This is a genomic window from Streptomyces sp. OZ13 (assembly GCF_052068155.1).
Lineage (GTDB): Bacteria > Actinomycetota > Actinomycetes > Streptomycetales > Streptomycetaceae > Streptomyces.
In genome coordinates, this window is record NZ_JBQHCZ010000004.1 from 24,809 (window position 1) to 48,014 (window position 23,206).

At 70.5% G+C, this 23,206-nt stretch carries 21 protein-coding genes and 4 tRNA genes; 9 read left to right on the forward strand and 16 right to left on the reverse strand.

Features of this window, described 5'->3' with window-relative positions:
* Positions 1-99 precede the first annotated feature (99 nt).
* The 5 genes from ACTMTU_RS10345 to ACTMTU_RS10365 form a co-directional block, all read right to left on the reverse strand.
* Positions 100-2,235 carry a DEAD/DEAH box helicase gene (locus ACTMTU_RS10345; RefSeq protein ID WP_441263197.1) on the reverse strand — a complete coding sequence of 712 codons (2,136 nt, stop codon included), beginning with the start codon at positions 2,233-2,235 and terminating at the stop codon, positions 100-102.
* Positions 2,236-2,450: 215 nt separating this feature from the next.
* Positions 2,451-3,047, reverse strand: coding sequence for a hypothetical protein (locus tag ACTMTU_RS10350; RefSeq protein WP_441263198.1), 597 nt, complete (start codon positions 3,045-3,047; stop codon positions 2,451-2,453).
* A gap of 104 nt (positions 3,048-3,151) precedes the next feature.
* Positions 3,152-3,514 (reverse strand): fluoride efflux transporter CrcB, encoded by a 363-nt coding sequence (gene crcB / locus ACTMTU_RS10355; RefSeq protein ID WP_441263199.1) that lies wholly within the window; start codon positions 3,512-3,514, stop codon positions 3,152-3,154.
* Positions 3,511-4,008 (reverse strand): fluoride efflux transporter FluC, encoded by a 498-nt coding sequence (locus tag ACTMTU_RS10360; RefSeq protein WP_441263200.1) that lies wholly within the window; start codon positions 4,006-4,008, stop codon positions 3,511-3,513. Before ACTMTU_RS10360 ends, crcB begins: the two co-directional genes overlap by 4 nt.
* Positions 4,005-4,355: a metallopeptidase family protein gene (locus ACTMTU_RS10365; protein WP_441263201.1), complete on the reverse strand. Its 351-nt coding sequence runs from the start codon at positions 4,353-4,355 to the stop codon at positions 4,005-4,007. The genes ACTMTU_RS10360 and ACTMTU_RS10365 overlap by 4 nt, the downstream gene beginning before the upstream one ends.
* Positions 4,356-4,429: 74 nt before the next feature.
* Between ACTMTU_RS10365 and ACTMTU_RS10370 the strand changes: the two genes are divergently transcribed.
* From ACTMTU_RS10370 to ACTMTU_RS10385, 4 genes are all read left to right on the forward strand, one after another.
* A complete protein-coding gene (locus ACTMTU_RS10370) occupies positions 4,430-6,046 on the forward strand; it encodes a metallophosphoesterase family protein (protein ID WP_441263202.1) in 1,617 nt (538 codons plus the stop codon).
* Positions 6,047-6,126: 80 nt separating this feature from the next.
* Positions 6,127-6,199: transfer RNA gene (locus ACTMTU_RS10375), tRNA-Glu, on the forward strand.
* A gap of 39 nt (positions 6,200-6,238) precedes the next feature.
* Positions 6,239-6,313, forward strand: a tRNA-Asp gene (locus tag ACTMTU_RS10380).
* A gap of 22 nt (positions 6,314-6,335) precedes the next feature.
* A tRNA-Phe gene (locus ACTMTU_RS10385) sits at positions 6,336-6,409 on the forward strand.
* A gap of 111 nt (positions 6,410-6,520) precedes the next feature.
* On the opposite strand, the gene ACTMTU_RS10390 is transcribed toward ACTMTU_RS10385, so the two are convergent.
* The 3 genes from ACTMTU_RS10390 to ACTMTU_RS10400 are packed head-to-tail and all read right to left on the reverse strand — an operon-like array spanning position 6,521 to position 8,644.
* Positions 6,521-7,354: a cytochrome c biogenesis CcdA family protein gene (locus tag ACTMTU_RS10390; protein ID WP_441263203.1), complete on the reverse strand. Its 834-nt coding sequence runs from the start codon at positions 7,352-7,354 to the stop codon at positions 6,521-6,523.
* Complete coding sequence (locus ACTMTU_RS10395; RefSeq protein WP_441263204.1) at positions 7,351-8,082, reverse strand: thioredoxin domain-containing protein; 732 nt, start codon at positions 8,080-8,082, stop codon at positions 7,351-7,353. The genes ACTMTU_RS10390 and ACTMTU_RS10395 overlap by 4 nt, the downstream gene beginning before the upstream one ends.
* 55 nt (positions 8,083-8,137) lie before the next feature.
* The gene (locus ACTMTU_RS10400) at positions 8,138-8,644 is read right to left on the reverse strand and encodes a hypothetical protein (protein ID WP_441263205.1); all 507 of its coding nucleotides are present in this window, start codon (positions 8,642-8,644) and stop codon (positions 8,138-8,140) included.
* Positions 8,645-8,756: 112 nt separating this feature from the next.
* Between ACTMTU_RS10400 and hrpA the strand changes: the two genes are divergently transcribed.
* The 3 genes from hrpA to ACTMTU_RS10415 all read left to right on the forward strand — a co-directional run bounded on the left by hrpA (position 8,757) and on the right by ACTMTU_RS10415 (position 13,311).
* Positions 8,757-12,707 carry an ATP-dependent RNA helicase HrpA gene (gene hrpA / locus ACTMTU_RS10405; protein ID WP_441263206.1) on the forward strand — a complete coding sequence of 1,317 codons (3,951 nt, stop codon included), beginning with the start codon at positions 8,757-8,759 and terminating at the stop codon, positions 12,705-12,707.
* A 94-nt stretch (positions 12,708-12,801) separates the two neighbouring features.
* Positions 12,802-12,876: transfer RNA gene (locus ACTMTU_RS10410), tRNA-Asp, on the forward strand.
* A gap of 168 nt (positions 12,877-13,044) precedes the next feature.
* Positions 13,045-13,311 carry a DUF6274 family protein gene (locus ACTMTU_RS10415; protein WP_441263207.1) on the forward strand — a complete coding sequence of 89 codons (267 nt, stop codon included), beginning with the start codon at positions 13,045-13,047 and terminating at the stop codon, positions 13,309-13,311.
* A 345-nt stretch (positions 13,312-13,656) separates the two neighbouring features.
* Here the strand turns inward: ACTMTU_RS10415 and bldC are convergent, their stop codons facing one another.
* Together bldC and ACTMTU_RS10425 are read right to left on the reverse strand one after the other, a co-directional pair.
* On the reverse strand, positions 13,657-13,863 hold the full coding sequence (gene bldC, locus ACTMTU_RS10420) for a developmental transcriptional regulator BldC (protein ID WP_003949541.1): 207 nt from the start codon (positions 13,861-13,863) through the stop codon (positions 13,657-13,659).
* A 481-nt stretch (positions 13,864-14,344) separates the two neighbouring features.
* Positions 14,345-15,184, reverse strand: coding sequence for a hypothetical protein (locus tag ACTMTU_RS10425; RefSeq protein ID WP_441263208.1), 840 nt, complete (start codon positions 15,182-15,184; stop codon positions 14,345-14,347).
* Between the two features lie 186 nt (positions 15,185-15,370).
* Here ACTMTU_RS10425 and ACTMTU_RS10430 point away from each other — a divergent pair, with 186 nt between their 5' ends.
* Entirely contained in the window at positions 15,371-16,462 is a 1,092-nt protein-coding gene (locus tag ACTMTU_RS10430) for a Leu/Phe/Val dehydrogenase (protein WP_441263209.1), read from the forward strand.
* 279 nt (positions 16,463-16,741) lie between these two features.
* On the forward strand, positions 16,742-16,996 hold the full coding sequence (locus ACTMTU_RS10435) for a DUF3073 domain-containing protein (protein WP_005315345.1): 255 nt from the start codon (positions 16,742-16,744) through the stop codon (positions 16,994-16,996).
* Between the two features lie 86 nt (positions 16,997-17,082).
* Here ACTMTU_RS10435 and purM read toward each other — a convergent pair whose 3' ends face one another.
* The 6 genes from purM to ACTMTU_RS10465 form a co-directional block, all read right to left on the reverse strand.
* Positions 17,083-18,183 (reverse strand): phosphoribosylformylglycinamidine cyclo-ligase, encoded by a 1,101-nt coding sequence (gene purM, locus ACTMTU_RS10440; protein ID WP_441263210.1) that lies wholly within the window; start codon positions 18,181-18,183, stop codon positions 17,083-17,085.
* Positions 18,184-18,216: 33 nt separating this feature from the next.
* Positions 18,217-19,734, reverse strand: coding sequence for an amidophosphoribosyltransferase (gene purF, locus ACTMTU_RS10445; RefSeq protein WP_037774285.1), 1,518 nt, complete (start codon positions 19,732-19,734; stop codon positions 18,217-18,219).
* A 306-nt stretch (positions 19,735-20,040) separates the two neighbouring features.
* Positions 20,041-20,868: an META domain-containing protein gene (locus ACTMTU_RS10450; RefSeq protein WP_441263211.1), complete on the reverse strand. Its 828-nt coding sequence runs from the start codon at positions 20,866-20,868 to the stop codon at positions 20,041-20,043.
* 99 nt (positions 20,869-20,967) lie between these two features.
* The gene (locus ACTMTU_RS10455) at positions 20,968-21,759 is read right to left on the reverse strand and encodes a sterol carrier family protein (protein WP_441263212.1); all 792 of its coding nucleotides are present in this window, start codon (positions 21,757-21,759) and stop codon (positions 20,968-20,970) included.
* A 9-nt stretch (positions 21,760-21,768) separates the two neighbouring features.
* Positions 21,769-22,608: a M23 family metallopeptidase gene (locus ACTMTU_RS10460; RefSeq protein ID WP_441263213.1), complete on the reverse strand. Its 840-nt coding sequence runs from the start codon at positions 22,606-22,608 to the stop codon at positions 21,769-21,771.
* Positions 22,609-22,645: 37 nt separating this feature from the next.
* A complete protein-coding gene (locus ACTMTU_RS10465) occupies positions 22,646-23,161 on the reverse strand; it encodes an ArsR/SmtB family transcription factor (RefSeq protein ID WP_441263214.1) in 516 nt (171 codons plus the stop codon).
* Positions 23,162-23,206: the final 45 nt, after the last annotated feature.

Here is a 23,206-nt window from a genome sequence, read left to right on the forward strand (position 1 = left end):
CACGCACCCGCACGAGAAGCGGCGCCGTACACGAAGAAGCAGGGCCCGTACCGCACCGAAGTGCCGTACGGGCCCTGCTCAATCGGTCCTCACACGAGGTCAGCCGTTGCGCTTCCAGCGCGGCTTGTCGTCGCGGCGGCCGCCCCCGAAGGAGCCGGAGCTCGAACCGGCGCCACCGCGGTGGTCGTCACGGCGGCCGTACGGGCGGTCGCCGGCACCGGGACGGAAGCCGCTCGAGGGGCGGTCGTCGCGGCGGTCACGGTTGAACGGACGGTCGCTGCCACGGTGACCGGCGGGGCGGTCGTCACGGCGGAAGCCACCACGGTCACCACTGCGGTCGTCACGGCGGAAGCCACCACGGTCACCGTCACGGCGCTCGAAGGAACGGCCACCACGGTCGTCGTCGCGGCGGAAGCCGCCACGGTCGCCACCGCGGTCGTCACGACGCTCGAAGGAACGGCCACCACGGTCGTCACGGCGGTCGTCGCGGCGGAAGCCACCACGGTCACCACTGCGGTCGTCGCGGCGGAAGCCGCCACGGTCGCCACCGCGGTCGTCACGACGCTCGAAGGAACGGCCACCACGGTCGTCACGGCGGTCGTCGCGGCGGAAGCCACCACGGTCACCGCCGCGGTCGTCACGGCGGAAGCCACCACGGTCACCGCCGCGGTCGTCACGACGGAAGTTGCCACGCTCGTCACGACGGTCGGACGAGGGACGCTCGTCACGGTCGCGCACCGGCTCGGCCTGCTCCGGCACCGCGGCGATCTCGGCCACCGCGGCCTCGGTCACCTCGGCGACGGCGGCCTCCGGGTCCTCCCCGCGCTCACGGGCGGCGCGGGCGACCAGACGGTCGGCCTCCTCGCGCAGCTCGGTCGCACGGCGCTGGACGCGCTCGAGCTGGCGGGTCAGTTCGACGACCTCGCGCTCGGCCTGCTTGGCGGCGTTGTTCGCCGAGTCGGCCTGGACCTCGGTCAGCGAGCGGGCGCCGGTGATCTCGGCGACCTCCGGGTCGAACGCGCCCGCTCCGCCGACGATGTGACGCGAGGCGTCGACGCCCGCGTCCTCCATCAGCCGGAAGATCTGGCGGCGCTGGTGCGGCAGCGACAGCGAGACGACGACACCGGACTTGCCGGCCCGGGCCGTACGGCCGGAACGGTGTAGGTAGTCCTTGTGGTCACCGGCCGGGTCCACGTTCAGGACCAGGTCGATGCCGTCGACGTGGATGCCGCGGGCGGCGACGTCGGTCGCGACGAGCGCGTTGACGTAGCCCTCCTTGAAGTCGGCCAGCGTGCGGGTACGGGCGCCCTGGGTCATGCCGCCGTGCAGCGCGTCCGCCTTCACGCCCGACTCGCGCAGCTGCTCCGCGATGCGGTCGGCGCCGAGCTGGGTGCGGACGAAGATGATCGTGCGGCCCTTGCGGGCGGCGATGGCGGCCGTGACCGGCGCCTTGTCCTTGGGCTTCACGACGAGCACGTGGTGGCTCATGGTCGTGACGTTGCCCTGGGCGCTGTCGACCTCGTGCGTGACCGGGTCGGTCAGGTAGCGCTTGACCAGCGTGCTGATCTCGTTCTCCATGGTGGCGGAGAAGAGCATGCGCTGACCGCCGGCCGGGATCTGGTCGAGCAGCTCGGTGACCTCGGGCAGGAAGCCCAGGTCGGACATCTGGTCGGCCTCGTCGAGGACGGCGACCTGGACGTTCTCCAGGGAGCAGGCGCCGCGGTTGATGATGTCGCGCAGGCGGCCCGGGGTGGCGACGAGGACGTCGACACCGCGCTCGAGGGCGTAGATCTGGTTGCCCATGGAGGTACCGCCGCAGACGACCTTCATCTTGAGGCCGAGCACGTCGCCGTAGGGCTGCAGCGCGTCCGCGACCTGCATCGCGAGCTCACGGGTCGGGGTGAGGATGATCGCGCGGGGCTTCTTCTTCTCGGTGTGGCCGCCGGCCAGCGTGGCCAGGGTCGGCAGACCGAAGGAGAGGGTCTTGCCGGAGCCGGTGCGGCCACGGCCGAGGATGTCCTTGCCGGCCAGGGCGTCCGGGATGGTCGCGGCCTGGATCGGGAAGGGCGTGGTCACGCCGTTCTGGGCGAGCTTGCGTACGACGCCCTCGGGGAGGCCGAGCTCCGCGAACGTGGTCTGCGGCTCCTCGGGGGCCTCTGCGGCCTCCGCGACAACCGTCTCGACAATCTCGTCGTTCTCGGGCATGACGGCGTGATCAGTGCTGAAATTGGACATGCGAAATGCGAAACCTTCCGGAGTCTCGGCACGCGCCCAAACTCCGTGAATTCGCAATTCGACCGCCTCGATGCGGTCAGCCACGGCTAGGGAGAGTACGCGCCACGCGGCGCTCTTCTGTTTCGGCGCCGGGCAATGGGATCAAACGATCTACCACCATACGCACCCTCCCCCACCGAAGGCAAACCGCTGCAGAGTGACGCCCGGCACACTCCCTAGGCGGCGGACGGGCCGGCCCCGTCGCTTCCGCCCCGGCCGTCCGGGCGCGACTGCGGTGACGCCGAGGGCTCCGCGTCCGCGTCGGCCGGCACCACCCGCATCGCGCCGGCGTGCACCTCGGGCGCGGAGGAGGCACTCGGCGGGTCGGACGACTGCGGGGGTGACGGCGGAGGGCTCTCCACCGGCGGCTGCGGCGACTCCTCCGCCGGCGGCATCGACGACTGCGGCGCGGACGCGGACGGCCCGGCACCCCCGGGGGGCGCGGACGGCTTCGGCTCCGAGGGCGGCGGGGTGGCCTCGGAGGGCCCGGCACCGGCGGAGGCCGGACCGCTCGGGGCGGGCGAAGGGCTCCCGTCGTTCCCGTCGGGATCGCGGGAGGCGTCCCCGCCGCCTCCCGCCTGCCGCCCGTGTCCGCCCGGGAGCACACGTCCGCCGTCCGGTTCCGCCCCCGTCCCGTGCCGCTCCGCGGACGAGCTGGGCGCGGGCTTCGCCCCGCCGTCGTCGCTCACGCTCATACAGCCTGCCGAGGCCAGAACCGCCATGGAGGCGGCGATCCAGACGGCCGTACGGCCGGGGGCTGACAACTGGCGCACGGGGGCACCTCCGGGGCAGGGGACGCGGGTCTCCCTGACCAACTCCCGTCACCCCGCAAGGGACACGCCCGGGATCCCGCCACGGCGCGGGCCGGGGCGGCGGGTCACGCCGTGAGGGCGCGCCCCAACTCCAGCCCCAGGAACACCGATCCGAGCCCGACCAGCACCGAGGCGGCCACGTTCGCCACGGCCAGGAACCGCCTTCCCCGCTCGGCCAGCCGCAGCGTCTCGTACGAGAACGTGGAATAGGTCGTCAACGCCCCGCACAGGCCCGTACCGAGCAGCGCGTAAGCCGGCGCGGACACCGACGCCCCCGCCACGGCGCCGAGCACCAGGCTTCCCGCGGCGTTCACCACGAACGTCCCCCACGGGAACAGCGAGTCGTGGCGGGCCTGCACCGCACGGTCCGTCAGGTACCGCAGCGGCGCGCCGACCGCGGCGCCCACGACCACCAGCAGCCAGTTCACGGCGCCGCCGTCCGGTTCAGCGCCGCCCGCGTCGCCGAGGCCGCGAGCCACACCGCGCCCATCGCCCCGGCGAGCGTGCCGCCCGCGTACGCGAGCGCGACGCCGGTCTCTTCGCGCTCCAACAGGCCCGACAGGTCCAGGGCGTACGTGGAGAACGTCGTGAACCCGCCGAGCACACCGACCCCGAGGAAGGGCCGCACCAGCGCGGGCGCCGTTCGGCCTCCCTCGCCGACGAGCGCCATGAGCACACCGATCAGGGCGCAGCCGGTCACGTTGACCCAGAAGATGGCCCACGGGAACGTGCCTTCGGGCGTCGGCCACAGCAAGGTCGCGCCGTGGCGCGCGCAGGCGCCGACCACGCCGCCCGCCGAAATCGCGGCGAGCACCGCCCACTTGCGCCCGCCGGCAGTCTCGGCCCGGTGGGCGGGGACGTGGAGGTCGACGTCCGGGTCGATGGCCTCCGCGTCGCCGGCTGCGTCGGCGCCGGAGATCACCCGTACCCCAGCTCGTGCAGCCGCTCGTCGTCGATCCCGAAGTGGTGCGCGATCTCGTGCACCACTGTGATCTCCGTCTCCGCGACGACGTCCTCGCGGGACTCGCACATCCGCAGCGTCGGCCCCCTGTAGATGGTGATGCGGTCGGGCAGCACGCCCGCGTACCACTCCCCGCGATCGGTCAGCGGAGTCCCCTCGTAGAGGCCGAGCAGGTCGGGGTCGTCCCGGGCGGGCTCGTCCTCCACGAACACGGCGACGTTGTCCATCAGCCGCGTCAGCTCGGGCGGGATCCTGTCCAGGGCCTCGGAGACCAGTTCCTCGAACTCCTCGCGCGTCATCTCCAGCACCCGGCCATTGTCACGTACGCCGTGCGAGTGGTCGCCCCGGCATGGCCGCCCGTCGGTGTGGGCATACGGGACCAATGGCCCGCCAAGCCCAGGAACCGCACCGCTCGCCCACGTCGTTCCCGCCGATCCCGGCCGCACTGAGCCGGCTCCTGCATCGCCTGCACAAACGCGGCGCGCCCGCCGGACCGGCCCCCGCCCCCGCGCTGGACCCGGCCCCCCGGCCATGGGTCAGGGCGCTGGGAGTCACCGGCGTCGTCCTGATCGGCGCCTGGCTGGGGCTGCTGATCGTCGGGAACGTCCGTACGCCGGTCGGCCCCATGGACACGACCATGACGCTGCGGCCTTCCCTGAACGGCGGAACGAAGATCAACGTTTCTCCGCTGGGCGCGCTGGAGCTCGACTCGCACACCGCACCGGTGCGTCTCGACGTCGACGTGGACCGGCTGGACCCGGTCCGCTCCCAGGCCCTGGTGGAACATCCGGAACTGATCTCCGGCCTCCAGGACGAGATCACCCGCGACGTCCAGGACGGCACGGCGGAGCTGGCGTTCCGGTCCTGCGTCGCCGTCGTCTCCGGAGCCACCGCGCTCGGCCTCGCCGTCTACCGCCGCCCGCGCCGGGCGCTGGCGGCGGGTGGCCTGGCGCTGGCCCTGCTGGCGGCGTCCGGCGTCAGCGCGTACGCCACCTGGAACCCGAAGTCCGTTCTCGAGCCCAAGTTCTCCGGCCTGCTGACGTCCGCGCCTTCCGTCGTCGGCAATGCCCGCTCGATCGTCACCGAATTCGGCATCTACCAGGAGGAGTTGGCCCGTCTCGTCACCAACGTCACCAAGCTGTACGAGGCGACCTCCACGCTCCCGGCCTACCAGCCCGACCCGGGCACGATGCGGGTGCTGCACGTCTCGGACATCCACCTCAACCCGGCGGCCTGGCACATCATCGCGTCGCTCGTCGAGCAGTACGACATCGACGTGATCATCGACTCCGGCGACACGATGGACCACGGCTCCGCCGCCGAGAACGGCTTCCTCGACCCGATCTCCGACCTGGGCGCGCCGTACGTCTGGGTGCGCGGCAACCATGACTCGCGCACCACCCAGGAGTACCTCTCCCGCCTCAAGAACGTGCACGTGCTCGACGACGGCAGGGCCGTGACCGTGGCCGGGCTGCGCATCGCCGGCAGCGGCGACCCGCAGTTCACCCCCGACCGGTCGGTGGTCGCGCAGGGCGACCCCGCCGAACGGATGACAGGCATCCGCCTCGCCTCCGCGCTGCGGGACCAGGAGGCCGCGGGCACGCCCGTCGACATCGCAGTCGCCCACAACCCGGTCGCCGCCCGCGAGACCGACGGGACGGTCCCGCTGGTGCTGGCCGGCCACATCCACAAGCGGCAGACCGAGCTCCTCAAGCACGGCACCCGGCTGAAGATCGAGGGCTCCACGGGCGGCGGCGGTCTGCGCGCGGTCCAGAACGAGAAGCCGGAGAAGGTGCGCGCCTCGGTCCTCTATCTGGACCGGACGACCCGCCGGATGCAGGCGTGGGACGAGATCACCCTGGGAGGTCTCGGACTGACGACGGCCGAGGTCACCCGCCACCTCGCCGAGGACCCGACGGCGGAGCCCTCGCCTTCGGGATCGCCGTCCGGTACCCCTTCCGGCACACCCTCCCCCGCCACGCCGAACCCCTCCCCGTAAACGGTTTTGGCGATAGCTCCCCGCATCCCATATGCTTCTCACGTCCCCGACGCGCTGAGAAGCGCCCAGGCGGGCCCTTAGCCCTCATCGTCTAGTGGCCCAGGACGCCGCCCTTTCAAGGCGGTAGCACGGGTTCGAATCCCGTTGGGGGCACGCTTTACCGTGTGCGAGACTTGGTCTCGCACATAGCTTGGTCCTGTGGAGCAGTTTGGAGTGCTCGCCACCCTGTCAAGGTGGAGGCCGCGGGTTCAAATCCCGTCAGGACCGCTGAAGCTCGAAAGAGCTTCGTGGCTGGGTAGCTCAGTTGGTACGAGCGATCGCCTGAAAAGCGATAGGTCGCCGGTTCGACCCCGGCCCCAGCCACAACTCAGACGGCCCCGGCTCTTCGAGCCGGGGCCGTCGTCGTGCTCAGGGAGTGTCCGGGGACATCACCGGTGCCGCAGGGCCCGCCCAGGACGGGCGGGCCCCCGCACGTCAGGCGCGCTCGCGGTCACCGCGGTCGGCCCGGAGGCGGACGGCCACGATCACCGCGGTCGCCGTCACCACCAGGGCCAGCAGCGCCCAGTCGGGGATCGCCCCGCCGAGGCGCGACGCCCACTCCTCCACAGCGAACGAGTCGTCGACCGAGAGCAGTCCCGGCAGGGCCGTGGTCCCGTCGAAGACCAGGAACAGCGTCCCGAGCACGACGAAGAACAGTCCCGAGAGCAGCGACGTCGTGTGCAGCTCGAAGCGTCCCGCCCGCAGCGTCCGGCCGCGCAGCCACCGGCGGCGGCCCAGGTCGAACCGTTCCCACAGCAGGGCGAGGACGAAGAGCGGGACCGCCATGCCGAGGGCGTAGACCGCGAGGAGCAGACCGCCGTAGACCGGGCTGCCGCTGACCGCCGCCACCGTCAGCACGCTGCCCAGGATCGGACCCGCGCAGAACCCCGCCAGGCCGTAGACCAGGCCGAGCGCGTACACGGACGCCGCTGTCGTCGGGCGGATACGGCCGGACACCGAAGCGATACGGCGGGAGGCGAAACCCATGCCGAGGATCTGCGCGACTCCCAACGCGACGATCAGCCATCCGCCGGCCAGGACGAGCAGATCGCGGTGGCCGTAGAACAGCCGTCCCGCGAACGATCCCGCAGCGCCCAGCGGGACGAGGGTGGTGGCCAGGCCCGCGTAGAAGATTCCCGTGCGGGCCAGCAGCCGGCCCGCCGAGTCGACGGAGTAGGCGAAGAAGGCGGGCAGCAGCAGTGCGCTGCAGGGGCTGACCAGCGCCAGCAGACCGCCGAGGAAGGCGGCCAGATAGCCGATGTCGCTCACCGGCCGTTCCCGTCCGCGGCCTGCTTCGCCGCCTCGATCGCCTCGGTGAACGTCGCCATCGGCTGGGCGCCCGCGATGGGCCGCCCGTTGATCAGGAAGGACGGGGTGGACGTCGCGCCCAGCCCGTACGCCTCCTCCTGGTCCTTCTTCACGGCCTGCCGCGCCGCCTCACTGTTGAGGTCCCGTGCGAAGCGCCCGAGATCGGCGACTCCCGCCTCGCGCGCCAGCGCGTCGAGCCGCTCCTTGCCGAAGCCTTTCTCCTTGGCGCCCTCCGCGTACGCGGCCGCGTGGAACTCCCAGAAACGGCCCTGCCGGCCCGCCGCCCAGGAGGCGCGTGCGGCGGCCTCCGACTCCTCGCCGAAGATCGGGAAATTGCGCCACTCGATACGCAGGGTTCCGTCCTCGACGTACTTCTTGATCAGCTCAGGCTCGGTGTCGCGGGCGAACTGTCCGCAGTAGCCGCACTGGAAGTCCGCGTACTCGACCATGACGACGGGCGCGTCGGCGCGGCCCACCGCCAGCGGGTCCGCCGCGTCTCGGCGGGCGAGCTTCTCCAGCGCGGGATGGACGCCGTCCCGCGGGTCGGCGGAGACATCGGCCACGGCGGAGGAACCGCCCGCCGGCGCGTCCGGCTTGGTGGCGGTGTACGACGCGAAGCCGAGCAGCAGGGCGGCGACGAGGACACCCGTGCCGATGGCGAGGGGCTTACGGGAAGGGGAAGAAGGCATGGTGGTGCTCCTGGGCGAAGGTCCGGCGGACTGACGGTGAAGGGTGCCGCCGGGCCTAGACGCGCAGGACGGAGAGGGCGACCGGGGTGGGGGGTGCCGCCGGCGGTGGCGCCGGCAGCGGCGACTCGTCGAGGAAGGCACGGTCGGGCAGCAGCGCCCCGTGGCCGGCGGGACCGCCGGCCTGGTGGAGCGCGGGCAGCAGCTCGTACGGGGAACTGCCGCGCGGGGGCGTCCCCGGGTGGGCGTCCCTGTCGTCGTCATTGGCGCCCTGCCCGCAGCCCGGTCGCTGCGTGGGAGCGGCCGCCGGCCCGGCCGTGGACGCGGGCACGGCACCCGGCCCGGCCTTGGGCGCGAGCGTTGCGTCCGGCCCGGCCATGGACCCGGGCGGCGTGACCGGCCCTGGCATGGACCCGGGCGTGGTGACCGGCCCGGCGACGGACACCGGTCCGGGGTCCGCCGCAGCCGTCGCCGCGCCCATGCACCCGAGCAGCGTCCCCAGCAGGCCGAGCAGCAGGCTCGCGGACACCACGAGGCGGTGCCGGCGGTCGCGGCCGATCAGCATGGACGCGCTGTCCTTTCGGGGTCGTCGGGGGCGGAGTCGCTCAATACTGCACCAGGCTGCGCGTGAAATGAGTTCGCCAGTGGTTTGGCGGGGGTGCGATCCTGGGGTTCGTATGTCTACTTCCTTCGCCGACCTTCAGACCCTGCTGGCCGGGGCGTCGCTGCGCGACGCCCACCGGCTCGGCCGCCGTCTCGAAGGCGCCCGCCGTATCCGTAAGCCCGAGGCTCGGCAGGCCGTGCTGGACGAGATCGCCGCGGAGGCGGAGAAGTCCGCGGCCCGCACCGCGCTCCGTGCCGGCCGCGTGCCCGCGGTCTCGTACCCGGAGCAGCTCCCGGTCAGCCAGAAGAAGGACGCGATCCTCGAGGCTATACGGGACCACCAGGTCGTGATCGTCGCGGGCGAGACCGGCTCCGGCAAGACCACCCAGATCCCGAAGATCTGTCTGGAACTGGGCCGTGGCGTGCGCGGCATGATCGGGCACACGCAGCCCCGCCGTATCGCCGCCCGCACCGTCGCGGAGCGGGTCGCGGAAGAGCTGGACACCCCGCTCGGCGAGACCGTCGGCTGGAAGGTCCGCTTCACCGACCAGGTGAACCAGGACGCCACCTTCGTGAAGCTCATGACGGACGGCATCCTGCTCGCCGAGATCCAGACCGACCGCGAGCTGCGCGCCTACGACACGATCATCATCGACGAGGCCCACGAGCGGTCGCTCAACATCGACTTCCTGCTCGGCTACCTGGCGCAGCTGCTGCCCAGGCGTCCCGATCTCAAGGTCGTGATCACGTCCGCGACGATCGACCCCGAGCGCTTCTCCCGGCACTTCGGCGACGCCCCGATCGTCGAGGTCAGCGGCCGTACGTATCCCGTCGAGGTCCGCTACCGCCCGCTGCTCGAAGAGGACGGCGAGGAGAGCGACCGCGACCAGATCACCGCGATCACGGACGCGGTGGAGGAGCTGATGGGCGAGGGGAAGGGTGACATCCTCGTCTTCCTCTCCGGCGAGCGCGAGATCCGCGACACCGCGGAGGCGCTCAACAAGAAGCAGTACCGCTTCACCGAGGTGCTCCCCCTCTACGCCCGGCTCTCGCACGCCGAGCAGCACCGCGTCTTCCAGCAGCACACCGGCCGCCGGATCGTCCTCGCCACCAACGTCGCGGAGACGTCGCTGACCGTCCCCGGCATCAAGTACGTGATCGATCCGGGGACCGCCCGTATCTCCCGCTACAGCCATCGCACGAAGGTGCAGCGGCTGCCCATCGAGGCGATCAGCCAGGCCAGCGCCAACCAGCGCAAGGGCCGCTGCGGCCGTACGTCGGACGGCATCTGCATCCGGCTGTACTCGGAGGACGACTTCAACGCCCGGCCCGAGTTCACGGACGCGGAGATCCTCCGTACGAACCTGGCGTCGGTCATCCTCCAGATGACGGCGGCCGGACTCGGCGACATCGAGAAGTTCCCGTTCATCGACCCGCCGGACCACCGCAACATCCGTGACGGTGTCCAGCTCCTCCAGGAACTGGGCGCGTTCGACCCGGCGCAGAAGGATCCCCGCAAGAAGCTGACGGAGATGGGCCGCAAGCTCTCCCAGCTGCCGGTCGACCCCCGGCTCGCCCGTATGGTCGTCGAGGCCGACAAGAACGGCTGTGTGCGCGAGGTCATGGTGATCGCGGCCGCGCTGTCGATCCAGGACCCGCGCGAGCGCCCGGCGGAGAAGCAGACGCAGGCCGACCAGCAGCACGCCCGCTTCAAGGACGAGACCAGCGACTTCCTCGCCTTCCTCAACCTGTGGCGCTATGTCCGTGAACAGCAGAAGGAGCGCGGCTCCTCGAGCTTCCGCCGGATGTGCAAGCAGGAGTATCTGAACTTCCTGCGCATCCGGGAGTGGCAGGACATCTACTCCCAGCTCCGCACGGTCGCCAAGCAGATGGGTATCGGTCTGAACGAGGACGACGCGCCCGAGCAGTCCGTCCACGTCTCGCTGCTCGCGGGTCTGCTGTCGCACGTCGGCATGAAGGACGTGAAGGAGACCGGGGGCGAGAGCGGGAGGAGCACAGGGAAGAACGAGTACCTGGGCGCCCGCGGCGCCAAGTTTGCGATCTTCCCAGGCTCGGCCCTCTTCAAGAAGCCGCCGCGGTTCGTGATGTCGGCCGAGCTGGTGGAGACGTCCCGCCTGTGGGCGCGGGTCAACGCGAGGATCGAGCCGGAGTGGATCGAACCGCTCGCCGAGCATTTGCTGAAGCGTACGTACAGCGAGCCGCACTGGGAGAAGGACGCGGCCGCGGTGATGGCGTACGAGAAGGTGACGCTCTACGGCGTGCCGATCGTCGCCCAGCGGAAGGTGAACTACGGGCGGATCGACCCGGAGGTCTCGCGTGACCTCTTCATCCGCAACGCGCTGGTCGAGGGCGACTGGCGCACGCACCACAAGTTCTTCGCGGACAACCGCAGACTGCTGACCGAGGTCGAGGAGCTGGAGCACCGCGCCCGCCGTCGGGACATCCTGGTGGACGACGAGACCCTCTTCGACTTCTACGACCAGCGGGTGCCCGAACACGTCGTGTCCGGCGCGCACTTCGACTCCTGGTGGAAGCACAAGCGCCACGAGCAGCCCGACCTGCTCGACTTCGAGCGCGAGATGCTCATCAACGAGAAGGCGGGTGCGGTCACCAAGGACGACTACCCGGACTCGTGGCGGCAGGGCCGGCTGAAGTTCCGGGTGACGTACCAGTTCGAACCGGGCGCGGACGCGGACGGTGTCACCGTGCACATCCCGCTGCAGGTGCTGAACCAGGTGACCGACGAGGGCTTCGACTGGCAGATCCCCGGGCTGCGCGAGGACCTGGTCACCGAGCTGATCCGTTCGCTGCCGAAACCGGTCCGCCGCCACTACGTGCCCGCGCCGAACTACGCGAAGGCGTTCCTGGCCAGGGCCGTGCCGCTCCAGGAGCCGCTGCCGGTCACGCTCGCGCGGGAGTTGAAGCGGATGGTCGGCGTGCCGGTCACGGCCGAGGACTTCGATCTGTCCCGTGTGCCCGACCACCTGAAGATCACGTTCCGGATCGTCGACGAGCGTCGTAAGAAGCTCGCTGAGGACAAGGACCTGGAGGCCCTCCGGGTCCAGCTGAAGCCGAAGGCCCGGCAGGCGCTGTCCAAGGCCGCCGCCTCCTCCAGTCCCTCCGGCGAGTCCCTGGAGCGCAGCGGACTGACGGACTGGACGATCGGGACCCTCTCGAAGGTCTTCGAGACGCGGCGCGCGGGCCAGCCGGTCAAGGCGTTCCCCGCCCTGGTCGACGAGGGCGGCTCCGTCGCCGTACGGCTCTTCGACACCGAGGCGGAGCAGGCGCAGGCGATGTGGCGCGGGACCCGCCGTCTGATCATGCTCAACATCCCGGTGAATCCGGCCAAGTTCGCCTCGGACAAGCTGACGAACCAGCAGAAGCTGGCGCTCTCCCGCAATCCGCACGGCTCGGTCCAGGCGCTGTTCGAGGACTGCGCCCTGGCCGCGGCCGACCGTCTGATCGCGGAACACGGCGGACCGGCGTGGGACGAGGAATCGTTCCGGAAGCTGTTCGACAAGGTGCGGGCCGACCTCGTCGACCTGACCGTCCGCACCATCGACCAGGTGCAGCAGATCCTGGCGGCCTGGCAGGCCTGTGAGCGCCGTCTGAAGGCCACGAACAGCCTGGTGCTCATCAACAACGTCCAGGACGTACGCGAGCAGCTGGCGGCCCTCGTGCCGGCCGGCTTCGTGACCCGCACAGGGCTGCGCAGGCTGCCAGACCTGATGCGCTACCTGGTGGCAGTGGACCGCCGCCTCCAGCAGATGCCCACGGCCGTCCAGCGCGACACCACGCGCATGGAGAAGGTCCACGAGATGCAGGACGAGTACGCCTGGCTGCTCGAGCAGCTGCCGCAGGGCCGGCCGGTGCCGCAGGAGGTCCTGGACATCCGCTGGATGATCGAGGAGCTGCGGGTGAGCTATTTCGCGCACGCGCTGGGCACGGCGTACCCGGTGTCCGACAAGCGGATCGTGAAGGCCATCGACGCGGCAGCGCCGTGACGGGCCGGTCGCCAGGAGTGAGTTCGACCTGATGGTCGCACCTGCTGTACAGTCTCTCTCGCAGCCAAGGGAGCAAGTGCCGGCTGCGAAACCTGGTCCTGTGGAGCAGTTTGGAGTGCTCGCCACCCTGTCAAGGTGGAGGCCGCGGGTTCAAATCCCGTCAGGACCGCGCTGGATGACGAAGGCCCGCATCATTTCGATGCGGGCCTTCGTCGTGCCCGGGCGTCTTGACGGCGTCATCTGCCACGGGTACCCAGTCACTAGGGTCATTCGTTCGGATCCGGCGGGAGCCGGCCGAGCGACCCAAGAGGACGGCACACACCCGGAGGTGACGTGCATGGCGGCGTCCACAGCAAGGCGGTACGAGACCCGGGCGCTGCTGCGCGCCCATCTGTCCGCCGCCTCCGGCTATCGGCACCTCACAAGGTCCTGCCCCATCTGCCATCGCCTCCTGCGGCTCGCCATGGAGCGCCCCGACGGGGAGCCGTCCGGCACCGGACAGGCACAGCCACCCGCCGCCCGGCCGTCGGCAGAGGCAACCCGGCCGTCGGCAGAGGCGCCGGACGGCCCGTCGGCCGAGGACGAAGGTCCCACCAAGGAATGACCAACAGCCGCTCCGGCGCGCCTGGTTCCGTGACAGGCTGGAGTTTGGCAAGAGTCGTGCGGTGTGACGGTAGTCACCGAACGGGTTTTCAGAACCCCTCCTTTTAACCCCTCCCTACAACCGTCCGATTTAATATGTGCCATTGCACCCTCCTCGGGGCGGTCCGGCACAGGCCGGCACAAGGCCCCCCGAAGCCCCGACCGGGCACAAAAAAATCGCGCTGGACCCGGCGGAGTCCAGCGCGATCGATGACGAGGGTCTGTTGGGGCAGAGCACCGTCACATGGAGCTAGGGGTGGGTTCTCCGAGGTGGGGGCCCCGGAAATGCCCGGTCTTACAGGGGTGTTCAGGCCTCGCTACGCTGCTGCGGGATACCCGCAAGCAGTGCGCGGACCTCTGCCTCGCGGTACCGGCGATGTCCTCCGAGCGTGCGGATGGACGTGAGCTTGCCTGCCTTGGCCCAGCGGGTAACCGTCTTCGGGTCCACGCGGAACATGGTGGCAACCTCAGCCGGGGTCAGCAGCGGCTCGGCATCAGGGGTGCGAGCGGTCATGAGCGGCCTCCTCGGGAGAACCGAACCTTCTCGGTTCTTTCCTCTAAATTCTGCACCTTGACCCGCGTTGCCCGAAATGGCAGACGCGGGCCGAGTCGGTTATAGGACGAACGGCTTGTCCTCGGCACTACAACTACACCATCTGTCCAGCGACGTCGGCCAAACCGATGGAATTGCCCTCTCAGGTGTCCATCAGCGGCCGAAGCCCGATGGACCATGCCATAACGGACAGTCACGTCACAGTAACGATCAGTCACAGAGCGATCAGGAGTCGCCAGACCCCCCATAGCGTGCAATGCTGAGCATTCCGCCCTTACTTGGACGGAAGGAACCCTCCCCGGACTCCTTGTCCTATTTTGACACGAGGGTAGGTGATGGGCGCAAGGGCGCGGTTAGTGCCGTCCGTCACGCTTGGGGGGTAAGTGCCCGGATCGGGACCTACGTCCTGTACGCAGTGCACCCCCGACAACGAAGTCGGCCTTCAGTTGGCGAACTGACGGTCCCTGACGGCCCGCCAGCGCTCGGTCAGCCGCCCGTACGCCAGCGCCGCGCCCTCACCGTCGCCGGCCCGCAGCGCCGCGATCCCCTCCGCCACATCGGCCGCGGAACGGTCCTGCGCCAGCTGTCCGTCCGGCAGCGCGTGCACCAGGCCGCCGTAATCCAGCTCCACCAGCGACCGCGGATGGAACTCCTCGAGCCAGCGGCCGACGTCCAGCAGCCCTTCGGTCAGCGGACCCTCGTCGATCGTCTCCCGGAGCGTCCGCAGCGCCCGTGCGACCCGCCTGCGCGCCTGGACCATCGGCGTCCGGTACCGCAGCACGGGCGCCGCCGGACCGGCCGCCTCGTACTCACGCTCCTCGTCGGCGAAGAGCGTGAACCAGCCGACCGGTACATGCCAGACCGCCGTCCTGATCCACGGCCGGGCGTCCGGGTTGCGGGCGCGCCACTCCTCGAAGTCCGCCGCCGCCTGGTCCCGCACCACGCGCGGCAGCGCCGCGTCCAGCAACTGCGCCGGCAGCTGCTCCGGAAGCTCCTCCAGGGCCAGCCAGCCGCGCAGCCGGGTCCGCCAGGGGCAGACGCAGACCACCCCGTCGACGTCCGCCACGAACGCGTCGGCGCTCTCGTGGACCGGTACGGGGACGGGCGGCGTCGGCAGCAAGTCGGCCAGCGAACGGCGCAGTTCGTCCTGGGCCGTCGGTGTGGCCTCCCGGCGGGCGTAGCGGGCCCAGTGGCCGCGTTCCGGCTCGGGGAAGGCCGCCAGCGGCTCGTAGATCCGCAGATAGGACGCGTAAGGGACAAGAACCGAGGACAGCGCTGGCATGCCGCAAATCCTTCCACGCCGGTACCCCGCGAGAGGGTGATCCTCGGCACTGCGTCGGATCTACGCACGCGTAGGACTTACCCTCTTGCCAAACCGGTCCTTCCCCGCGTCTGCCCAGCCAAAAGCGACGGTCAGGCCCCCCGAGGACGGACCGTCTCCGCCGCTTCGTACTTGGGAGTCACCACCGTGACCGATGTGACCGGCGCCAATGCCGACGTACTGCACACCCTGTTCCGATCGGATCAGGGGGGCCACGAGCAAGTCGTGCTGTGCCAGGACCGCGCCAGTGGCCTGAAGGCTGTCATCGCCATCCACTCCACCGCTCTGGGCCCGGCCCTCGGCGGCACCCGCTTCTACCCGTACGCATCCGAGGAAGAGGCCGTCGCCGACGCGCTGAACCTCTCCCGGGGCATGTCGTACAAGAACGCCATGGCCGGGCTCGAGCACGGCGGCGGCAAGGCCGTGATCATCGGTGACCCCGAGCAGATCAAGTCGGAGGAACTGCTGCTGGCCTACGGCCGGTTCGTCGACTCCCTCGGCGGCCGCTACGTGACCGCCTGCGACGTGGGCACCTACGTCGCCGACATGGATGTCGTCGCACGTGAGAGCCGCTGGGTGACCGGCCGCTCCCCCGAGAACGGCGGCGCGGGCGATTCTTCCGTGCTGACCGCGTACGGCGTCTTCCAGGGCATGCGCGCCTCGGCCGAGCACCTGTGGGGCGAGCCGACGCTGCGCGGCCGCAAGGTCGGCGTGGCGGGCGTCGGCAAGGTGGGCCACCACCTGGTCGACCACCTGGTCTCCGACGGGGCCGAGGTCGTCATCACGGACGTGCGCGAGGACTCGGTGCGCCGGATCCTCGACCGGCACCCCAAGGTGACCGCGGTCGCCGACACGGCCACCCTGATCCGCACCGAGGGCCTGGACGTCTACGCCCCCTGCGCGCTGGGCGGCGCCCTGAACGACGCGACCGTCCCGGTGCTGACCGCCAGGATCGTCTGCGGCGCGGCCAACAACCAGCTCGCGCACCCGGGCGTGGAGAAGGACCTCGCGGACCGCGGCATCCTCTACGCGCCCGACTACGTGGTGAACGCCGGCGGCGTCATCCAGGTCGCCGACGAACTGCACGGCTTCGACTTCGACCGCTGCAAGGCGAAGGCGTCCAAGATCTTCGACACCACGCTGGCAATATTCGCACGTGCGAAGGAAGACGGTATTCCGCCGGCTGCGGCGGCCGACCGGATCGCCGAGCACCGCATGGCGGAGGCGCGCGGTCGCTGACCGTGTCCGCCCGGCCCGCCGGCCTCGGGGAGACAAGACTCACCCCGGTCGGCGGGTCGACCGCCGGGAAGAGGTTAAAATCGCAGTTGACCAGCGAGGATCGGGCACTTTGCTGGTCCTGCCAAGTGGCACGTGATGCGGGCGGCGTACCGTATGGCCGCGGAAGCAGGTACCGTTGAAGCCCTACGGACCGGTCTCTCCACGGAGAGCCCGTTCCGACTCATGAACGCGTGTCAAGACTCTGGGGCCGTCGAGCCCCGTCACCGAGGGGGTCGAGCCATGGGGCGCGGCCGGGCCAAGGCCAAGCAGACAAAGGTCGCCCGCCAGCTGAAGTACAACAGCGGCGGGACTGACCTGTCGCGTCTGGCCAACGAGCTGGGCGCTTCGACTTCGAGTCAGCCTCCGAACGGCGAGCCGTTCGAGGACGACGACGAGGAAGACGACCCGTACGCACAGTACGCGGATCTGTACAACGACGACGAGGACGAGGACGACGAGTCCGGTCCGTCGTCGCAACAGCGCCGCGGCGCTTGACGCTGCACCGACACTGACCCGGTCCAGGGGCGACCCCGGACCGGGTTCTGTGCTGTCGGCTCACGCCGCCGGCCGGACCACGGTCGCTACGCGTACGTCCCGGTCAGCTCGGCACCCGTGTGCCGGTCGCTGTCCCGGTCGACGACGGTCCCGGCCACCCACGCCTCGACCCCGCGGTCGGCCAGTGTGGTCAGCGCCACATCGACGGACTCCTGCGGCACGACGGCCATCATGCCGACGCCCATGTTGAGCGTCTTCTCCAGCTCGAGCTGCTCGACCTGGCCGGCCTTGCCGACAAGATCGAAAATCACTCCCGGGGTCCAGGTCGAACGGTCGACGACCGCGTGCAGCGAGTCGGGGAAGACCCGCGCCAGGTTGTTCGCGAGACCGCCGCCGGTGATGTGGCTGAACGCGTGCACCTCGGTGGTCCGGGTGAGCGCCAGACAGTCCAGCGAGTAGATCTTGGTGGGCTCCAGCAGCTCCTCGCCCAGCGTCCGGCCGAGCTCCTCGACCTGCTGGTCCAGCGACATCTTCGCCCGGTCGAACAGCACGTGCCGGACCAGCGAGTATCCGTTGGAGTGAAGCCCGGACGACGCCATCGCGATGACCGCGTCACCCTTACGGATGCGTTCCGGGCCGAGCAGCCGGTCCGCCTCGACCACACCGGTACCGGCGCCCGCGACGTCGAAGTCGTCGGGCCCGAGCAGGCCCGGGTGCTCAGCGGTCTCGCCGCCGACCAGCGCGGTGCCGGCGAGCACACAACCCTCGGCGATGCCCTTGACGATCCCCGCCACCCGCTCAGGGTGGACCTTGCCGACGCAGATGTAGTCGGTCATGAACAGCGGCTCCGCGCCGCAGACCACGATGTCGTCCATGACCATGGCCACCAGGTCGTGGCCGATCGTGTCGTAGACACCCATCTGGCGTGCGATGTCGACCTTGGTGCCGACGCCGTCGGTGGCCGAGGCCAGCAGCGGACGCTCGTAGCGCTTGAGGGCGGAGGCGTCGAAGAGGCCGGCGAAGCCGCCGAGGCCGCCGAGGCCCGCGACCTCGGGGCGCTGCGTCTTCTTCACCCACTCCTTCATCAGCTCCACCGCGCGGTCGCCCGCCTCGATGTCGACGCCCGCCGCCGCGTAGCTGGCACCGGTGCCCGCGTGCGGAGCACGCTCGGAAGATTCAGCAGACATGCTGGAGAACTTTCGTGTCGTACTGCAGGGGGATCACGGACGACGGAGCGCGTCGGCGGCGTCGGAGCCGCCCGCCAGCTCGGTCTCCAGAAGCTGCTTGCCGAGCAGCTCGGGGTCGGGCAGCTCCATCGGGTACTCGCCGTCGAAGCAGGCACGGCAGAGGTTCGGCTTGGCGATCGTGGTCGCCTCGATCATGCCGTCGATGGAGATGTACGACAGGGAGTCGGCCCCGAGCGAGGTGCCGATCTCGTCGATCGTCATGCCGTTGGCGATGAGCTCCGCGCGGGTCGCGAAGTCGATCCCGAAGAAACAGGGCCACTTCACCGGCGGGGACGAGATCCGGATGTGGACCTCGGCCGCTCCTGCCTCGCGGAGCATCTTGACCAGGGCCCGCTGGGTGTTGCCGCGGACGATCGAGTCGTCCACGACGACCAGCCGCTTGCCCCGGATGACTTCCTTGAGCGGGTTCAGCTTGAGGCGGATACCCAGCTGGCGGATGGTCTGCGAGGGCTGGATGAAGGTGCGGCCGACATAGGCGTTCTTCACCAGGCCGGAGCCGTACGGGATACCGCTGGCCTCTGCGTAGCCGATGGCCGCGGGCGTGCCGGACTCCGGCGTCGCTATGACCAGGTCGGCCTCGACCGGCGCTTCCTTGGCCAGTTTCCTGCCCATCTCCACACGGGAGAGGTAGACGTTCCGGCCGGCGATGTCCGTGTCCGGGCGTGCCAGGTAGACGTACTCGAAGACACAGCCCTTGGGCTTCGCTTCTGCGAAGCGCGAACTGCGGAGGCCGTTCTCGTCGATGGCGATGAGCTCACCGAGCTCGATCTCCCGGACGAAGCTGGCGCCGCAGATGTCGAGGGCGGCGGTCTCGGACGCGACGACCCAGCCGCGCTCGAGGCGGCCGAGGACCAGCGGGCGGATGCCCTGCGGGTCGCGGGCCGCGTAGAGGGTGCCCTCGTCCATGAAGACGAGCGAGAAGGCGCCCCGGACCTCGGGGAGGACCTTGGCGGCCGCCTCCTCGATGGTCAGCGGCTTGCCGTCGTCGTCGACCTGGCCGGCGAGCAGCGCGGTGATCAGATCGGTGTCGTTGGTCGCGGCGACCTGGGTGGCGCGGCCGTTCTCCTTGGGGAGTTCGGCGACCATCTCCGCGAGCTGGGCGGTGTTGACCAGGTTTCCGTTGTGGCCGAGCGCGATCGAGCCGTGGGCGGTGGCCCGGAAGGTCGGCTGCGCGTTCTCCCACACCGAGGCGCCCGTGGTCGAGTAGCGGGCGTGACCGACCGCGATATGACCTGTGAGGGAGCCGAGGGAGGTTTCGTCGAAGACCTGGGAAACCAGGCCCATGTCCTTGAAGACGAGGATCTGGGAGCCGTTGCTCACCGCGATTCCCGCGGATTCCTGGCCTCGATGTTGGAGGGCGTAGAGCCCGAAGTAAGTGAGCTTCGCGACCTCTTCTCCCGGAGCCCAGACACCGAAGACGCCGCAAGCGTCCTGGGGGCCCTTCTCACCGGGGAGCAGGTCGTGGTTGAGTCGTCCGTCACCACGTGGCACGCCACCGAGTGTAGGCGAGATCGACCACTGGTCCGAATTGGGGACACCGCGCAACCGGGTTTCCAGGGGTGCAAACGGCGCATGAAGGGCCCCGTCCCTTGGGTCCGCCGGCGTGCGCCCGACCTCGCGGGACGCTCGGAAATCGTCCAGTCGGGCGTCCACGATCCGGGACGGACGTGCCCGCACCCCGTCCCGGCCAGGGATTCGGCCTCCGGCCCGCCGGCATCGACTTGATCACCCTCCGTCAACGAGCGCCCGGTGCGGCCCGTCGCGCCCGGCGGAGGCGGCGTGTGCTAGTTCACACGGTCACTTCTCGCGGGACGTGTCGGAGGTGACCGCCGCGAAGCCCTCGCCGTCCGGGGCGGTGAGCGTCAGCGACCGGTGCCCCAGCTGGTACTTCACCGTCCCGTCGAGGACCTTGACCAGCTGACGCTCCACGTCCATCACCGGGCCTTCGCACAGCTTCCGGGTCGAGGCGAGGCGGCCGAAGGTGATCGAGTCGTCGGAGATCTTCGCCGTGCTGGTGAAGCGGTTGCAGCCCAGGCTGCCGCTGACCGAACCGTCCTTGGCGAAGGTCAGATGCGCCTTGTTCTCCGTGCCGGCCGGCAGGGATGCCGCCGTCTGTCCGGACACCAGGCTGTTCACGGACCACTTGGTGCCCACCAGCGGGGAGGACGGCTCCGAGGTGAGGGCGATGGAGTCGCCCTTCTCCGTCGTCAGGGTCAGCCTGCCGTCGCTGAGCTTCGCCTTGAGCTTCCCGGAGAAGGCGGCGCGCAGGGTGTCCTCGAAGCCCTGGATCTTCTCCTCGCACGCCATCTCGGTCATCTCTCCGGGCCCCACCGTGATGGTGTCGCCCTCGATCTTCACGTCGGCGCCGAAGTGGTTGCAGCCGTAGTTGCCCTGGGCCCGCCCCTTGTCCGTGATCTCGACGTGGGCGTCCGCGGGGGCCTTGGTCCTGCGCCCGTCGACCGTGACGCTGTCGACGGACCAGTGGACACCGGTCACGGGAACATCGGGCTGCACGGTTCCTCCTCCGTCGCCGCGGTCACCGGAGCCGGCGCCCGACTCCGTGCCGCAGGCGGCGAGTGCGAGGACGGCCAGTGCGGTCACAGAAATGCTCAGCTGATTGCGCATACCCGTGGGACGGAGCGGCCCTGAGGTCGGTTCCGCCCGTTCCCCCGTCCGGCCGCAGGGCACGGGCCCGACGAGGCCCTTCCGTCCCGCCCGGGCCGGTCAGCCCAGGATCGGCAGCAGTGCCCCGAGATCGGCGCGCTCACCGCTCGCGGCGACCTTCGCCGAGTCGAGCGCCTCACGCCATCCGGTACGGCCGGTGGCGAGGCGGACCCAGGTCAGCGGGTCGGTCTCGACGACATTGGGCGGCGTCCCGCGGGTGTGCCGCGGGCCTTCGACGCACTGCACCACGGCGAACGGCGGGACACGCACCTCCGTCGACGCACCCGGCGCCTTCACCGCGAGGGCGTCCGCGAGCAGCCGTGTGCAGGCGGCGAGCGCCCGGCGGTCGTACGGGATGTCCAGCCCGGTCGCGTCGTTCAGGTCGTCGGTGTGGACGATCAGCTCGACGGTGCGGGTGACCAGGAAGTCCCCGAGCCGCATCCCGCCGAACCGCATGGGCACGAGCCGCTCCGCGTCAGCGGTCGGCAGCAGCTCCTCGAGGCCCGCGGCCGTGCGGTCGAACAGTTCGGTGACCGTACCGCCCTCGGCGAACGCCCTGGTGTCCTCGTCGACCTGCCCGGCCGCCGTCACCGTCACGAAGGGCCAGTCCAGCAGCGCCAGGTCCTGCTTGTCCGGCTCCGGCAGGCGCAGATAGCGCGTGACGAGTCCGGCGACCATGGCGATGTGCGCGGCGAGCTCCCGTACGGTCCAGTCCCCGAGCCGCGTCGGCAGCGCGAACTGATCGTCGGTGAGGCCGTCCACGGCCTGCCTGACGTGCCCGAACTGGGCGAGCACGGCGGCGCGGGTGAGGGCGGGATCGTAGCTGCGAAGACGCTTCCTGGCCGGTGGCATGAGCCGACCCTACGGGGTGGGCAAGCCACCGGGCACCGTGTCCCCGGCAGTGAACGTCTCCCCGTTCCCGGGGACTTCGAGGCCGCGCCAGCGGAACGGGACGCCGACCGCGGTGTCCGCGTCCGGGCCGTCCATCAGCTGGAAGTGGAGGTGCGGTTCCGAGGAGTTGCCGGAGTTCCCGCACCGTGCGATCGGCTGCCCTGCCCGGACCCGGTCGCCTGCCCGGACCGCGAGGGAGCCGCGCTGGAGATGCGCGTACGCGGCGAACACTCCCTCGCCGAGGTCCAGGACGACATGGTTGCCGAAGACCCTGCGCACTCCGCCGATGTCCCGGAGCGACGCCTCGACGATCATCAGGTAGAGCACCGCGAGCAGCGAATTGCGGCTGAGATGGTCGCGCTGACGGTCCTCGGCGTGGACGACCGTGGCATCGGCGACGGCGAACAGCTGCTCCCCGAAGGCAGGAAAGTCCCTGTTCCGGCGGACGACCGGCCACAGGAGCTTGAACCCCGGCCGGGCGCCCTCGGAAGGCTCGGCAACGAGATCGATGGCGTACGTCTGCCCGTAGCCATGGGTGCCGTGGCTCGGCGTGCGGTCCGTCGGGCTGTTCAGCGCCGACCAGCGGCCGCGCACCGGGACGCCCACCTCGACCGCCTCGCGCGGGTGCCGGCGCCGGGCCCGGCGGGTGCGAACGGAAACGCCCAGAAGTATCGCGAGGGAAAGCAGCGCGGGCGACCAGATCCACAGCCGGTCGAACGGAAGGCCGGCGAACAGGTCGAGGAGGATGAGCGTGAAGAACGCCACCCATCCCGACCGGTAGACGATCACGAGCGTCTTGCGTACGGACATGGTCGGTTCCCCCTTGGTGCGGCACGGATTTGCCGTGTCACGGGCACGCGGCGGTCAGCACCACGAGCAGCGGGACCACCCGGGCCCCGGGTACCTCGTAGCGACCGCGCCCCGTGGTGCGGAGCCAGCCGGCGCCGGTCAACTGGCGCAGGTGGTGGTAGATCTGGCCGGTGGTGCCGAGCCCTTCGAGCTCGGCCAGCTCGGCGGCGGTACGGCGGCCGCCGAGGATCTCGCGCAGCAGGCGCAGCCGGACGGCGTGGCCGAGGGCGGCCAGCGACTCGGCGAGCTGTCCCTGGTCGGGGCCGTCCTCATCGAGGACGTCCGTGGTGAGCGCGCCGTACTGCCACTCGTACCGCTCCTCGGTGGGCAGCCGTACGGCTCCGGTGAACAGCACGCCGCCGTCCGCCGCCGCCTCGCCGGCGGAGGCGAACTGCTGCTTCAGTCCCTCCAGCGCCCAGAAGTCGCCGTCACCCGGGCTTGCCGCGGCGGGCCGGGCGCCTTCCAGGGCCGCCAGCCGTCGCTCGAGCGCGGCGACCCGCTCTTCCAGATCCATGCGAACGAGATTACGTAATTACGTAATCTCGTGCAACACCCACAC

What these genes read in the sequence shown, in the direction of transcription:
- ACTMTU_RS10345 (WP_441263197.1), bottom strand. Translation starts at nt 2,235, where the DNA reads ATGTCCAATTTCAGCACTGATCACGCCGTCATGCCCGAGAACGACGAG.
- ACTMTU_RS10370 (WP_441263202.1), top strand. Translation starts at nt 4,430, where the DNA reads ATGGCCCGCCAAGCCCAGGAACCGCACCGCTCGCCCACGTCGTTCCCG.
- ACTMTU_RS10395 (WP_441263204.1), bottom strand. Translation starts at nt 8,082, where the DNA reads ATGCCTTCTTCCCCTTCCCGTAAGCCCCTCGCCATCGGCACGGGTGTC.
- ACTMTU_RS10400 (WP_441263205.1), bottom strand. Translation starts at nt 8,644, where the DNA reads ATGCTGATCGGCCGCGACCGCCGGCACCGCCTCGTGGTGTCCGCGAGC.
- hrpA (WP_441263206.1), top strand. Translation starts at nt 8,757, where the DNA reads ATGTCTACTTCCTTCGCCGACCTTCAGACCCTGCTGGCCGGGGCGTCG.
- ACTMTU_RS10415 (WP_441263207.1), top strand. Translation starts at nt 13,045, where the DNA reads ATGGCGGCGTCCACAGCAAGGCGGTACGAGACCCGGGCGCTGCTGCGC.
- bldC (WP_003949541.1), bottom strand. Translation starts at nt 13,863, where the DNA reads ATGACCGCTCGCACCCCTGATGCCGAGCCGCTGCTGACCCCGGCTGAG.
- ACTMTU_RS10425 (WP_441263208.1), bottom strand. Translation starts at nt 15,184, where the DNA reads ATGCCAGCGCTGTCCTCGGTTCTTGTCCCTTACGCGTCCTATCTGCGG.
- ACTMTU_RS10435 (WP_005315345.1), top strand. Translation starts at nt 16,742, where the DNA reads ATGGGGCGCGGCCGGGCCAAGGCCAAGCAGACAAAGGTCGCCCGCCAG.
- purM (WP_441263210.1), bottom strand. Translation starts at nt 18,183, where the DNA reads ATGTCTGCTGAATCTTCCGAGCGTGCTCCGCACGCGGGCACCGGTGCC.
- ACTMTU_RS10450 (WP_441263211.1), bottom strand. Translation starts at nt 20,868, where the DNA reads ATGCGCAATCAGCTGAGCATTTCTGTGACCGCACTGGCCGTCCTCGCA.
- ACTMTU_RS10455 (WP_441263212.1), bottom strand. Translation starts at nt 21,759, where the DNA reads ATGCCACCGGCCAGGAAGCGTCTTCGCAGCTACGATCCCGCCCTCACC.
- ACTMTU_RS10460 (WP_441263213.1), bottom strand. Translation starts at nt 22,608, where the DNA reads ATGTCCGTACGCAAGACGCTCGTGATCGTCTACCGGTCGGGATGGGTG.
- ACTMTU_RS10465 (WP_441263214.1), bottom strand. Translation starts at nt 23,161, where the DNA reads ATGGATCTGGAAGAGCGGGTCGCCGCGCTCGAGCGACGGCTGGCGGCC.